This window comes from Teichococcus oryzae, from assembly GCF_008386565.1.
GTDB lineage: Bacteria > Pseudomonadota > Alphaproteobacteria > Acetobacterales > Acetobacteraceae > Pseudoroseomonas > Pseudoroseomonas oryzae.
The window spans coordinates 1-12,197 of sequence record NZ_VUKA01000005.1 but is presented as its reverse complement, the minus strand read 5'-3'; the positions used below and the strand labels follow the sequence as shown (position 1 = coordinate 12,197).

Below are 12,197 nucleotides of genomic sequence, written 5' to 3'. Positions count from 1 at the left end.
TCGGATATCCTTACAACAATGCGGCGGAGTGGCCGCCGGAGCCGTGTCGCGGTATGGCTGCCGCATCAGGAAGGGGCAGGTCGCTGGCGCAAATTCATTCAAGACGTGAGGTCTCCGATGCCCCAGCTTCAATCGGTGCTGCGGGCAGCGCTGCTGTCCCGGCGCCGGCTGCTTGCTTTTGCCGCCGGCGCGGCGATGACCGCAGGGCTGCCGGGCTGCTCGATCCCGTCGCGACTCGCCGCCGTGCCACGCGGGCATGCCAGTGCCGCTTCGGTTCTCGGCGTCCCCAACGAACGCTTCTTTCCAACGGAGGTCTCTGGGCAGGCGGCGCTCGAGCAGGAATTCGTCGCTGCCGTCGAACGTCAGCTCATGGCGCGCGGCCTGCCACAGACTGCACCACTGCCAGAGTTGGACCTGCTCGGAATCTCGGGCGGTGGAGAGAACGGCGCTTTTGGCGCTGGCCTGCTCAATGGCTGGACGGAAATCGGCGGCCGTCCGACATTTTTCCTGGTCACAGGCATCAGCACTGGGGCGCTGAGCGCGCCCTTTGCCTTCCTCGGCGGTGCCTGGGATGCCAAACTGAAGAGCGTGTACACTGATATCACACTGGCTGATGTGCTGGTCCAACGCGGCTACATGGCGGCCATCTGGAACGACGCCATGGCGGATAACAGCCCACTGTTCCGCACCATCTCCCGTTACCTTGATGAGGAGATGCTGGCGGAGATCGCCCGCTCTTATGCCGGCGGTCGGCTGCTGCTGATCGGGACCTCGAATCTGGATGCGCAGATGCCGGTGATCTGGAACATTGGTGCCATCGCGCAAAGCGGGCACCCGGGCGCGCTGGAGACCGTGCGGCGGATCCTGCTGGCCTCATCCGCCATTCCGGGCGCGTTCGCTCCTGTGCTGTTCGACGCGGTGCTGGACGGGCAGCGTTATCAGGAACTGCACGTGGATGGTGGCGCTTTTGCCCAGGTCTTCCTTTATCCCGCCAGTGTTTCACGGTTCCGCCGGGAACGGGCGGCGCGGCGACTGCCTCTGGCACCTGTGCGGGCCTGGGTGATCCGAAACAGCCAGTTGGATCCCGAATGGGCCTTAGTCGATCGACGCACAATCGGTATCGCGGGACGGGCGATCACCGCCATGATAAGCGCCAGCGGGCTGAACGATGTGCTGAGGATCTACGCAGCCGCCGAGCGTGACAAAGTGGACTACAACCTTGCATTCATTAGACGTGACTTCACGGTTCCGTACGAAGAGCCCTTTCAGCAATCCTACATGCGCCCGCTCTTCGAGTACGGTCGCCAGCGCGCGCTGCGCGGTGATGCTTGGGTAAAGAAACCGCCATTCTGAAAGGTGGTGAAGGTGTTCGGGATGCTCTCATCCAATTGGGCTGAGCATTCCGCGCTCTCATTGCATGGGTTCGACCGAATCCGCCACTGCCTCATCATAAACCGGGTCGACCTCGCCGCCGACGCGCAGCTGACGAATGAACGCTTGGACCTCAGGGTTCTCGGTCACAACGGTGCGCGGCACGTTGTTGAGGCCGAGAAGGCTGATCGAGTTGGTCGCTGGATCAACCGCGGTGATGGTCACCTGTCGGCGCCGCACCCGGGTAATCTCGCCGCCCGGCCGACCGGCGGCCTCATGCCGGTCAACGTTCACGCCATCAAAGGGCTGGCTGCTGGGCGGAACGGGAGTGACCGCCTGAACGGCCAGCGCCTGATAGTGGCACCCCGTCACCCGATCGCCGGGCCGTATCTGGCTGAGGCGCTGCGCTCGCGGGCTGGCCGCCATACTCAGAAATTGCCCGGCTGCGCACCGCTGCTACCCCGTAGCAGGAGTTCGCGCGAGGCTGAGTCCACCATCTCGGCAATGGCGTTCAACGTGAACGTTGCTTCATTATCGATTGAACGACATGAGGCGATCCAGGGCGGAGCCGGCGGCTAGAGCGGCAACGCACGGCGATGCATGGCCTTCCTCCGAAACCAGAAAGGCAGAGGGTCGCGGGCTTCATCCCTGATCTGCCGTGGAACAACTATCGGAAATGTTTTATAGGCAGTGAAGCGTTGATGATCCCCTCCGGTTGCGCCGCTAGCCATGCTCGGCCACCTGATCCAGGGAGGATGCACGCGCCTCGAAGCTCGCCCGCACGGTTGTGGCGCGCTGTTCGATGATGGTGCGCGTGCCACCATCCAGCCGAGCCATCTGCGCGCGTAGCACGTCGACCTTGGCAAGGCCCTCGCGCCGCAACGCACCCGCGAGTGCTCCAGCACGGCGCCTTGCCTGCTGCAACTCCAGGTCCCGATCGCGCGACAATTGCTTGAGCGTGTCGTTATCCTGTCCGCCGCGCAATTGTGCGCGGAGCTTCTCTACCTCGCTCCGCAAAACGGCGACTTCGTGCTCGATCTTGACCACCGCGAGCGTTCCCTCAAGATGATGGCGGAAGGCATGGCCGCCCAGGATGGCAATCTCTGTGTCGAGCATCGATGGCTGATCCTCCTCGACTTCCGCGATAATCGCCGCGCCGCCAGGCTGCAGGTCATGCGAGATCTGCTCCAGGAAGCGGGCGTTCAAACCCGCCCGATGGATCTCGCTCACCGTGCTGACCAGTCCTGACCGGATTGTCCGCAGGACTGCTGGAACCGGTCCACCGAGCAGGGACACGAGCACGCCGACGGCTGCGGCAACGGCCGGAGCGGCGGCGCTTTTGCCTCGGGGAACGGGCTGGCTGACCTTCAGTCCCACCCGGTTCGGTGCCCTGGCGATGATGGCAAGCGCATAAACCGAAAGGCTGCCTTCGGCATGGCTGGCGGCCAACAATCGTGCACCCTCGCGTGCTCTTGCATCGCTGCCGAACAGAGCCACCAGCAATTCATCCATCTAGATTCCCCACGCCACTATGAGGGAGAGGAGCGCCGGGTTCAGCGCCAAGGTCACGCCTCGACGGAGGGGAGCATCCTCGCGCGGCGTGTGGCACGAGCCGGCCACGTATGGCCCGCGCGCCACACCCCGAGGCAGGTTCGGCATCAGAGGCGCTGGAATGGCTCTCCTTTCCACAGGCCATGATGTACCCGCCTATGGCCATGTTCCCCGAGGCTACGCCGGATGCGTCGCGATACCGAGGCCGAAGCCTATCGCAATTCCATCACCTGAACCGGCAAACACAAGCCGCACCTGACGGAACCTGCGGATCTGGTTGTGGCAGAAAAGGGCGCTGGCGAACGTGAAGGCCAGGTGAATGTCAGCGCATCGTTTGTAGCGGATGGTGAGGCGGCGGAAGCGGTTGATCCAGCGAAGGTCCGCCCAACGACCCATCTGTGCTTGCCAAGCCTTTGGCTGCTTTCGATGCCGCGTCGTGCAAGCCGTGAAGTGACGCTGCGGATGCGGCACTCCTGGCGGCAACGGTGATGATCGCGGGCCTTCGGCGTGCAGCTTGCGAGGCCTGCGGCAGGGTCGGCCGGGTCCGCCGATCCGGACGCGCGGCACCGCATCCAATGTGGCGGCCGGCATCCGGCTGTCGTGGCGGTTGGCGCCGCTCAGGGTCAGGCCAAGCGATGTGCCGCGAGCGTCCGTGACAATGGGGCACTTGGTGCCTGGCTTGCCGCAGTCCGTCGGTTCGGGGTGCATTTCGGTGTCGAGACCCCGCAGCAGTGGTCAGACCTCGCCATCGCCCACAGAACGCCATGCCTGCTTGGGCTATTCTCGCTCGTCGTCTTCCCGGCCGCCTAGTTCAGAACCTCGGAACGCAAAGCCGCAGCGAGCAGCGCCAGGTCCCGCAAGGAACGCCCGACCTTCAGGCGACTCCCTCGCCGCCGTGCGGCGTCACATCTGGTGTGAGCAAGGTTTCCTCACATCTCGGCACGGAGATCACGGCGCAGAACCTCAGCGAGCGCTCAAGCGCGCCTGGGCTCAGGTCCTCTGTCACGCAGCCTGATGGCTAAAGTCGAGCTTAGAGGAGGGTGTCGACGCCGAGGATAACACACCGGAAGCTGGCGGTGAGACTTCCGGCCTGAGCCCGGCGCCGTGACTCGAAGCGAGGCGGCGAGCATGTGGTTCCCATATCAGCAGACAAGAAGAGAAGCAGATATGGAATTAAAGCCACGAGACACCACGAACACTTTAGCACATCCGCGGCCTTGCGGCTCCAACCGCTGGATGCTCGGGTAGAACATCTCACCATCATTGCTGAACGGACATGTTTGTTGCTGCTGAATGAAAGAACGTCGAGGAAAATAGCAATTGAATTCTGATATAGTATTGTGGTCGCAACGTTTACGGCGAAGCTTTAACATATTGGACGTGAGGCACAGTTGTGACCTGAAGGGGGGTGAGCAGGAAGCATAGGCCGCGTAGGGAATGTCAGGGACGGAGGTCACAATGACACCCGACCACCCAGCCCTCAGTGGGTCGCTTTGCGAGGCGCGAGATCTGGCGGCACATGTCCGGAGCATCGCCCTTGAGGCCGTGCCTGCTCGTCAGGGGCCGTTCAAGGGATCGGTCTTAAACATTGATCTCGACGGTGTAACGCTCGAGATCGTCCACAGCGATCCGGTCCTGCTGCTTGGCCAGGCCGCGGAGGATCAAAGCGGCTTTCTCCTGATGCTTGACGGGAAGGTGAAATGGAACGGTGCGTCGGTCGGCGGGGGCCAGGTCGCTCTCTTCGGGGATGGCTGCCCGATTGCGATTGCCAGCCGCGCCGCGCTCAATTGCGCCCTCGTGAGCTTCAACGGCTCGGAAGCCGGAGGTCCCTTGCCTCCATGCGAGCGCCGACTCTGGCAAGACCGGTCCGTTCCGGTGATGCAGGTTGATGGGCGGGCACATGCGCAACTGGCAGCCTTCGCTTGCGCCGCCGAGCAGATTTCGTTGTCGAACGAGGGCATCCCTGGCCACGCCGAGACACTTCATGCCCAGCGCGCCTCGTTTCAGGACGAGGTCCGGAACCTGTTCGCGCCGCTGCAAAGAAATGTGCCGCAGCGCCGCAGCAGGCCGTTTTTGCGGGTGCAGATCGTGCGTAAGGCCGATGACTACCTTCAGGCCAACCCGGCGCGGCCGATCTATACGGACGAGCTTTGCGCCGCGCTGGGCGTCTCAGCATCCTGCCTGCATGGGGCTTTCGAGACAACACTCGGAATCAGCCCACATCGCTACCTCAAGCTTCGGCGGATGACCATGGTGCGAGCCATGCTCCTGTCGGGCTCGACTCCCTGGCATTCGGTCAAGGCAGCGGCGCTGTCGCACGGCTTCTGGCACCTTGGGCAATTCGCTCACGATTACCGCTCCCTGTTCGGTGAGTCGCCCTCGGAAACGCTCATCCGCGCCCAATGATACGGCCGAGGCAAGCCCCGTCCTTAGCTGAATAAGGGAGAGGCGGCCTCACTTGACCGTAGGCGAGCCTCCCCCCCTCCAGGCCTGCAACAGGGTAAAGGCGACCGCGAGCAGGACCGGGCCGGTGAACAGGCCGAGGAACCCGAAGGAGATGAAGCCGCCAAAGACGCCCAGGATCACGAGCGCCAACGGCATCTCCACACCACGGCTGATCAGCCAGGGCCGGATCAGGTTGTCGCTGGCAGACACGAGCAGCAGGCCCCATGCAGCCATGAAGGCGCCCCAGCCAGCCGCATCGTGGCGGAAGAGCCACCAGGCGGCGCCGCCCCAGACGAACGGGATGAACAGCTGACCGATCTGGCTGATCGCCAGGAGGAGTACAAGGAAGCCCAGCGCCATTGCTCCAGGAACACCGGAAATGCCAGCCCCGATGCCCATGGCCACGCCTTGGAAACAGGCCGTTCCAACAACGCCATAGGCCACGCTGCGCAACGCCCCGCCGGCCGCCTGGAGTGCCACCACAGCCGGCGCGCCGCCGAGTCTCTGGACCACATCCATCAGAACCCTGCCAAGTGTATCGCCGCTCGCCCAGAACGTCCCGGCGACCACGAGAGCCAGCAAGAATTGCAGCATGCTGTCCACAAGGCCGCGCGCCACGGCCAGGACGCCGTGCATCAGCCAGTCCGCATAGGAGTCCACGGCGCGCCGCAGGCCGCCCTCTTCAACCGCCAGTTCGTGCCAGGCGAGCGACAGCCGCTTGCCCAGAACAGGCATGCCGCTGATCCAGTCCGGTGGAGCCTGCGGGAGTGTGGCGAGGCTGGTCTGCAGAAGCCGCGCGCCCTCTCCGATCCGGCTCGCCAGGCGCGGGGTCGTGGCCAGCAATGGCAGCCCCACCAGGGCAAGGCCCAGCAGGACCATCAGCAATGCGGCAAGGCGCCGGGTCAGACCGAGACGCACGAGCGCGGACCGTAGTGGCCAGGTGGCAACTGCCAGGACGACTGCGAACAAGACGGCGGTCAAGAAGGGCAGGAGGACCAGGGCAACGCCAAGCAGCAGACCGCCCAGCAGCAGCAGAACCACCGCCCGCTCGATCATGCTCGTTATGCCGCCGCCTGATGCCGCCCCACCGCCGAGTGGTGGAGTGTCAGCCACATCAGTTTTCAATTCCGGAGGGCGATTCATTCGTGGCTTTCCTGCGGCAGCACATCCGGGCTGCGGATCCGCCTTTGCCAATGCGGGGAGCAAGGAGGAACCGTCCCGCCCACTGTTTCCTGCCGCCGCCGTGCGTTTGCCGCCGGGCCTATATTAAGGGGGCGGCGCTCCGCGCGCCTCATTTGCCGCTGTCAAGATTCGAGCAAGCAGGTTTTTGACACCGAGACTTCTTGCTCCAGCTCGGATCACTGCCGATGCTAGAGACAAGCACACCCTCCGGCTGCCATCAGCCTGACAGAGCTCCTTTCGAACGCCTAATACGCGCTGCTAGACCCGCGCATCCTGTCGAAGACTATGGCATAGTGGGACCAGTCAAGGCCGCGTTAGAAGCCGCCACCTGCTATATGGCGGGAAACTCGGTCAGAAGGACATTCGCGTCCACGCAATCAGCTCAGATCCGTTTGCAACTCGCGCTGCATCCGGCTTCGATGGCTTAACGACCAAGGCTCCGTCGCGAGCGCTGGTGCGACGGTTGGTTACCATTGAGGAGGTCGGTGCCGCCTGCGTCTTCCTCGCCAGCGATTATGCTGTGGCGATGACAGGAAAAGCCCTTTACGTCGGCGGCAGGTATCACATCCTTGATCAAGTGAACGCAAATCTGGATCGGGAGAGCCTGACATGAGCTTCACCGGCAATTCACTGAGCGCAGATGCCGTGCGCTCCTACTTGAAATCAAAGAAGGAAGAGGAAGCGGCGAAGCAGCGGGATTTCGAGGCCTCGGCCAAAGTGGAACTGGACAAGCTGCGCGAAGCCTTCAACCAACGCGATGTACAGCCTGAGGCGCTGGACCGCATCGCATTGCTGGTTAGGAAGACGATCGACATGGGGGACAAGCAGGCGCTGGTCCTGCGCTTCCCTTCCGAATGGTTGCCAGATCGGGGACGTTCCATCACCAACCATGACAAGAACTGGCATGAGAAACTCGAAGGCTTCGCCAAGCGCGCATATGATTTCTTCAAGAAGGAGTTAGAGCCACGTGGCTTCCAGATCCGCGCGGCGATCCTCGACTGGCCAGGCGGGATGCCCGGAGATGTCGGCTTCTTCTTACAATGGAAGTACACCGACGAGACGTAGGGCACCAAAGTCTGCACCTAGCTTGGCACATGAACGACGCTACGGCACAAGATGATGCAGATCATCTCTCCGCATATGTGCAAAAGGCTTTAGGGAATATGGTCATACATAATGTCAAGCTGGCGATAGCAGTACAAACCACCAAAAGAGACTGCCTGAACACCTACTGGATTCTGCGGGGCAAGAAGCATTCCTCTCATATGCTGGCTGTTTCAACTCGAGCCGTGCCTCACCACATCGATGGCCCTGCCTAAGTGCTTATAGCTGGGTGAAGCGAACAGCTGTGACCATTCCGCCCGGCATGGCGCATCTGGCAGCGCCGTGCCGCGGAGCGGCTGACGCCCGTGTCGCACGCCAGCGCCAGGACCGGCGGCAGATCTGCCATCAAGTCAGTGAGATCGACCTGTTTCACATGTTTGATCAAGTCGTCCCGGTCGCTGAGGATCGTAGGCCACAGCGCGGTCGTCTATCCTGGCAATGCCTCGAAAGGCCAAGGTCATATTGACATGGCCTCAAGCATTGCAATCCCGTGTGCGTCTATGCCTATGCCCCTGGCGGTCATAACGGCCATGTGATAGTTCTTTGAAAATTTTCAAAGTCCTTCGGCGTTGTTCATATACGCTTCTCGCGACTGGTAGACAGGGGTCCGGCCGCTCCAATGAACTCGCACAGAGTATCATACGCTACCTTCGATCACTTCGACGAGTTCGCGGCCTCGCTGCCAGGCACTTCATTGATTGTTACGCCTTTCGCCCTCCCACCATTTTCTGCCCAAACCACCTTGCTGAGGTTTGACGAAATGGTGGTGACAACAGGCCGCGCTACGCCCCTGATGTTCACCGGCAGCCTGAGCGCCGGCTCGGCCCGGCTTGTGCTGCCGCTAGAAAAGACCCAGGCGTTGCGGCTAAACGGGCTGATGGTCCAGACGGGCGACGTAGCCGTCTTCGGAGCGGGGACTAGCTATGACGGTGCAGGGTGCCACGGCGTCAACTGGGCATCACTGGTTCTCCCTTCCGAAACGCTGCAGCCTCTGCTGAAGGGGTCGTGCCAGTCATCATTACGCCGCGCTGGTGCTCATGCGGTGCTTCACGCCAGTCCAAGGAACTGGGCAGAGGCCACATCCCTCTTAACAGCGGCCGCGCAAATTGGCCTTGAGGACCCACAGGCGTTAACGGTCGCCGAGGCCATGCGAGGGTTAAGGGCCGATCTGTTGGAGGCGCTACGGGAGCTTCTTGCTACCGCGCGTCAGAGTGATGCTGCAAGGAGCAAAGCCATAGTGCAGGGGCGACAACACATCGTCCGGGCGGTTGAGGACCTCCTCAAAGCGGAGGGAGGGGAAATTAGAAGCGCCAAAGATCTCTGTACCGCCATCGATGTGACACCGAAGCGGCTCAGGGCTGCTATCGAGATGAGCTTCGGCATCGGGCCTGAGCACTACCTCGAGCTGCGCCGGCTGGCCATGGAATGCGCTGTGCCAGGCATAGTCCCTCGACACCCAAGCACGCCGGAGTAGGCCGCAGCTACGCGCGTCGTTAGAGGGGCTGCTTCGTGCGAGAGCACCGCGAGAGGAGCGGCGGCAACCAACTGCCCGCTGCCGATCACAGGATCACGTGAAGGTCTGCACGCCAGACCATCGCGCATTCCACTCAAGTGATCACAAGGGTTGTGCTGCCCGCTCATGGGTACCAGGCGAGCAGCCGGCGGCCGGAACGAGATTGCAAAAGAATCCTGATAATGATTCCCGAAAGGGTACGGTCCCGTGAGCGCTATGTTTCTGGCCATCGGTGATGCTGCGGCTTCGGCCGAAATGAAGGAGAGCCATCCCAACTCCGGTGGATGCGGTTGAACTGCGCCACTATCGGTCGTGAATGCGGCGAGAGTCCTAACCCGGCGGATGGGGCGGTTCGTCAGATCAATCGACCCAGGCATGCTATTTCCAAGGGACAGGCTGTTGGAAACGTCTCCCCACGCTGCGGCGCCGCCTCACCTGCCATTCTTCCTCCCCGGACCCGATGGGGCGGACCCGGTGCTGGTAGGTACGGGCATCTTCCTGGTCCTCACGATGTTAGCCTTCGGCCTGCTCTTCTTGCGGCTGCATACGCTGCCGGAGCGCATGGCCCATCGCGGACATAAGCTGCAGTTCGAGATTGTCGCCGTGTTGGGCCTGCTCGCTTTGTTCACGCACATGCACATCTTCTGGGTGATGGGCCTGCTTCTCGCCTTGATCGACCTACCTGATTTCACCGGACCGCTGCGCCGCATCGCTGGTTCGGCGGAAACAATGGCCGGCCTGAAGCCAGGCGCAGGCGACATCATCGGCGAGGATGCCGCCGCCGTCCCGACGCAGAGCCACGACGCAAAGAAGGAGCTGGCGGAACGTCATGCCACGGACTTCGTACCGCCACAGCGCGCAGCTGAGATCCCGCGCGCGCGCCATGAGGCCTGAGCCATGCTGGAACTGCTTGTATGCTCTCTGCTGACGATCTTTCCGGACTATCTCTATCGCCGTTACGCCCAGGGAAAGCGCATAGGGCGCGAGATCACGCTCTTCTCGGTATGGTTCGAGCTGCGCTGGGGCATCGTCTCCTGCCTGCTGCTCACGGTCTCGCTGATCACCCTCATCTTCTACTACCATCCGGCAACTCAATATGTCACTGCCGTCTTTCGCAGCGTGCCGATCATCTCGGAATCAGTCGGGCGGGTGGCGGAGATCTACGTCCGCGGCAGCGAACGCGTGGAGGCAGGCCAGCCGCTGTTCCGCCTGGAGGATTCGACCCAGCGCACCGCTGTCGAGACAGCACGCCGCGCCATCGCCGAAGTGGACGCGGCCGTTGCGCTGGCACGTGCCGATCTTGCTGCATCTGACGCGCGGATACTGGAAGCCCAGGGCGCTCTGCAGCAGGCCCAGGATGAGTACGCCACCAAGGCGGAACTCAACCGAAGCGCCCCGAATGTCGTGGTCGCGCGGCGCGAATTGGAGCGGATCGCGGTGTTGGTGCAAACTCGACAAGCCGGCGTCGCTGCGGCCCGTGCGGCGCGCCAGGTGGTCGAGGCGCGATTGGCTGAGCAACTGCCTGCCCAGCATGCGAGCGCCGTGGCGGCCATGGAGGAGGCGGACGCAGCCCTTGCGAAGACCGTGGTGCGTGCCGGCGTAACTGGCCGTGTCGAGCAATTCCTCCTGCAAGTTGGCGATATTGTAAATCCGATCCTGCGTCCGGCGGGCGTGCTGGTGCCTGAGGGCCGCGGCCTCAGGCAGATTGGTCTTGCCGCTGGCTTCGGCCAGATCGAGGCGCAGGTGATGCGCGCTGGCATGCCCGCGGAGGCGACCTGCGCTTCGCTGCCATGGACCATCATTCCAATGGTCGTGACGAATGTGCAGGGCTACATCGCTTCTGGCCAGATTCGCAGCACCGATCAATTGCTCGAGCTTCAGCAGTTTCGGCAGCCTGGCACCATTCTGGTGACGCTAGAGCCACTCTACGAGGGGGGCCTTGACGGTGTGGTGCCCGGCAGCAGCTGTATCGCAAACGCCTACACCACGAACCACGAGAAGCTATCGGACCCCAGGATCAGCTCGGGCAAGTGGGTCGCGCTCCATGTCATTGATGCCGTTGGACTCGTGCATGCCATCCTACTACGCATTCAGGCCGTCCTGCTGCCGTTCAAGACCCTCGTACTGGGTGGCCACTAAACAGTTCATGCGATTTATTCGCCAAGAAGCTAGAACTGCTGGCGGAGGATACGCTCGAATTCGGCAAATGGTATTCTCTCCTGGCCTCTCTCGCCTCGGATGAAGGCAAAGGACCGCTCATCCGCGTTGGCTGTCGGCAATCTTACCCATAGCAAGGCACGCAGCACCGTTTCGTGCAGCCCGCCTTGCTTCATCGCTGCGTGCAAACGTTCAACGGCGAGCGCCACGAGGCGAGCATCCTCCAGGCCACCGCCTGGGCGCTGGCGCGGAGGCATGGTTTCCGTCGCAAGGCCGGTAAACGACTGAACGACCGGCGCGGCGTAGACGTCCCTGAATATCGCCTCGAGCAGTTCATCACGCTGGCGGCCATAGGCCTCCAACATGCCAATGACTGCTTCGGAGATCCGGCGCTACCGATCGCAACGGGTTTTCCCTCCGTATCCTTGTGGCGCCTTCAGACCTCCTCAGCGAAGGCAATGATGGCGCGGAACACGTCCTCGATGGCTCAGCCCGGCTCGGACGCAGGCCGGAAGCCGACGAAGTAGCGGGGATGGCCGGCACCGGTGAGTACCACTATCTCGCTGCCTTCCTTGAAGCCGCCAATGCCGGGCCCATGGCCGGCACGCGGATCCATGATGATGAAGGGGCGCGCCCCGGGATCGGTAAGGGGCGCATCCGCTGGAGGTTTGATGCAAGACGGCCAGTAGATCAGAGGCTGCGGAAGGTCACGTCCTTCCATGACGACATCGAACTCGAAGGTGAGGACGTGCCGCATCGGGCCATCTTCCCGTTCCAGGAACGCGTTGCCGGGCTGGCCAGCCCCCGTCGACTGGTCTGGGCAAGATTTTAGTGGATCATGGGCAGTGACGGCGCCGATGAACCATTGGAGTTG

12 protein-coding genes and 1 pseudogene are annotated in these 12,197 nt (G+C 62.5%); 7 read left to right on the top strand and 6 right to left on the bottom strand.

Translation table 11 applies throughout. The features are described 5' to 3' along the window. The first annotated feature begins 117 nt into the window (after window positions 1-117). On the top strand, window positions 118-1,353 hold the full coding sequence (locus F0Q34_RS11910; RefSeq protein ID WP_149812448.1) for a patatin-like phospholipase family protein: 1,236 nt from the start codon (window positions 118-120) through the stop codon (window positions 1,351-1,353). A gap of 57 nt (window positions 1,354-1,410) precedes the next feature. On the opposite strand, the gene F0Q34_RS11905 is transcribed toward F0Q34_RS11910, so the two are convergent. The 3 genes and pseudogenes from F0Q34_RS11905 to F0Q34_RS22325 all read right to left on the bottom strand — a co-directional run. Then, complete coding sequence (locus F0Q34_RS11905; protein ID WP_149812447.1) at window positions 1,411-1,797, bottom strand: hypothetical protein; 387 nt, start codon at window positions 1,795-1,797, stop codon at window positions 1,411-1,413. 297 nt (window positions 1,798-2,094) lie between these two features. After that, entirely contained in the window at window positions 2,095-2,883 is a 789-nt protein-coding gene (locus tag F0Q34_RS11900; RefSeq protein WP_149812446.1) for a hypothetical protein, read from the bottom strand. Window positions 2,884-3,183: 300 nt separating this feature from the next. Then, a pseudogene (locus tag F0Q34_RS22325) lies at window positions 3,184-3,624 on the bottom strand (transposase); the annotation flags it as partial. 756 nt (window positions 3,625-4,380) lie between these two features. Between F0Q34_RS22325 and F0Q34_RS11890 the strand changes: the two are divergent. Then, on the top strand, window positions 4,381-5,328 hold the full coding sequence (locus F0Q34_RS11890; RefSeq protein WP_161600847.1) for a helix-turn-helix domain-containing protein: 948 nt from the start codon (window positions 4,381-4,383) through the stop codon (window positions 5,326-5,328). 48 nt (window positions 5,329-5,376) lie between these two features. Here F0Q34_RS11890 and F0Q34_RS11885 read toward each other — a convergent pair whose 3' ends face one another. Then, entirely contained in the window at window positions 5,377-6,423 is a 1,047-nt protein-coding gene (locus tag F0Q34_RS11885; RefSeq protein WP_161600846.1) for an AI-2E family transporter, read from the bottom strand. 454 nt (window positions 6,424-6,877) lie between these two features. Here F0Q34_RS11885 and F0Q34_RS22320 point away from each other — a divergent pair, with 454 nt between their 5' ends. The 5 genes from F0Q34_RS22320 to F0Q34_RS11860 all read left to right on the top strand — a co-directional run bounded on the left by F0Q34_RS22320 (window position 6,878) and on the right by F0Q34_RS11860 (window position 11,305). Continuing rightward, window positions 6,878-7,162 (top strand): SDR family oxidoreductase, encoded by a 285-nt coding sequence (locus F0Q34_RS22320; protein ID WP_306419391.1) that lies wholly within the window; start codon window positions 6,878-6,880, stop codon window positions 7,160-7,162. Further along, window positions 7,159-7,614, top strand: coding sequence for a hypothetical protein (locus F0Q34_RS11875; protein ID WP_149812442.1), 456 nt, complete (start codon window positions 7,159-7,161; stop codon window positions 7,612-7,614). Before F0Q34_RS22320 ends, F0Q34_RS11875 begins: the two co-directional genes overlap by 4 nt. Before the next feature lie 658 nt (window positions 7,615-8,272). Next, entirely contained in the window at window positions 8,273-9,127 is an 855-nt protein-coding gene (locus tag F0Q34_RS11870) for a hypothetical protein (RefSeq protein WP_149812441.1), read from the top strand. 438 nt (window positions 9,128-9,565) lie between these two features. Beyond that, a complete protein-coding gene (locus tag F0Q34_RS22035; RefSeq protein WP_206668002.1) occupies window positions 9,566-10,060 on the top strand; it encodes a hypothetical protein in 495 nt (164 codons plus the stop codon). A 3-nt stretch (window positions 10,061-10,063) separates the two neighbouring features. Further along, a complete protein-coding gene (locus F0Q34_RS11860) occupies window positions 10,064-11,305 on the top strand; it encodes an HlyD family secretion protein (protein WP_149812440.1) in 1,242 nt (413 codons plus the stop codon). 29 nt (window positions 11,306-11,334) lie between these two features. Here F0Q34_RS11860 and F0Q34_RS11855 read toward each other — a convergent pair whose 3' ends face one another. Further along, complete coding sequence (locus F0Q34_RS11855; protein ID WP_149812439.1) at window positions 11,335-11,688, bottom strand: hypothetical protein; 354 nt, start codon at window positions 11,686-11,688, stop codon at window positions 11,335-11,337. 122 nt (window positions 11,689-11,810) lie between these two features. After that, the coding region (locus tag F0Q34_RS11850; protein WP_149812438.1) for a DUF3141 domain-containing protein at window positions 11,811-12,197 on the bottom strand (387 nt) is incomplete at its 5' end.

Excerpts from the sequence above, each read along its gene's own strand:
- F0Q34_RS11910 (WP_149812448.1), top strand. The coding sequence starts at position 118 with ATGCCCCAGCTTCAATCGGTGCTGCGGGCAGCGCTGCTGTCCCGGCGC.
- F0Q34_RS11905 (WP_149812447.1), bottom strand. The coding sequence starts at position 1,797 with ATGGCGGCCAGCCCGCGAGCGCAGCGCCTCAGCCAGATACGGCCCGGC.
- F0Q34_RS11900 (WP_149812446.1), bottom strand. The coding sequence starts at position 2,883 with ATGGATGAATTGCTGGTGGCTCTGTTCGGCAGCGATGCAAGAGCACGC.
- F0Q34_RS11890 (WP_161600847.1), top strand. The coding sequence starts at position 4,381 with ATGACACCCGACCACCCAGCCCTCAGTGGGTCGCTTTGCGAGGCGCGA.
- F0Q34_RS11885 (WP_161600846.1), bottom strand. The coding sequence starts at position 6,423 with ATGATCGAGCGGGCGGTGGTTCTGCTGCTGCTGGGCGGTCTGCTGCTT.
- F0Q34_RS11875 (WP_149812442.1), top strand. The coding sequence starts at position 7,159 with ATGAGCTTCACCGGCAATTCACTGAGCGCAGATGCCGTGCGCTCCTAC.
- F0Q34_RS11870 (WP_149812441.1), top strand. The coding sequence starts at position 8,273 with ATGAACTCGCACAGAGTATCATACGCTACCTTCGATCACTTCGACGAG.
- F0Q34_RS11860 (WP_149812440.1), top strand. The coding sequence starts at position 10,064 with ATGCTGGAACTGCTTGTATGCTCTCTGCTGACGATCTTTCCGGACTAT.
- F0Q34_RS11855 (WP_149812439.1), bottom strand. The coding sequence starts at position 11,688 with ATGTTGGAGGCCTATGGCCGCCAGCGTGATGAACTGCTCGAGGCGATA.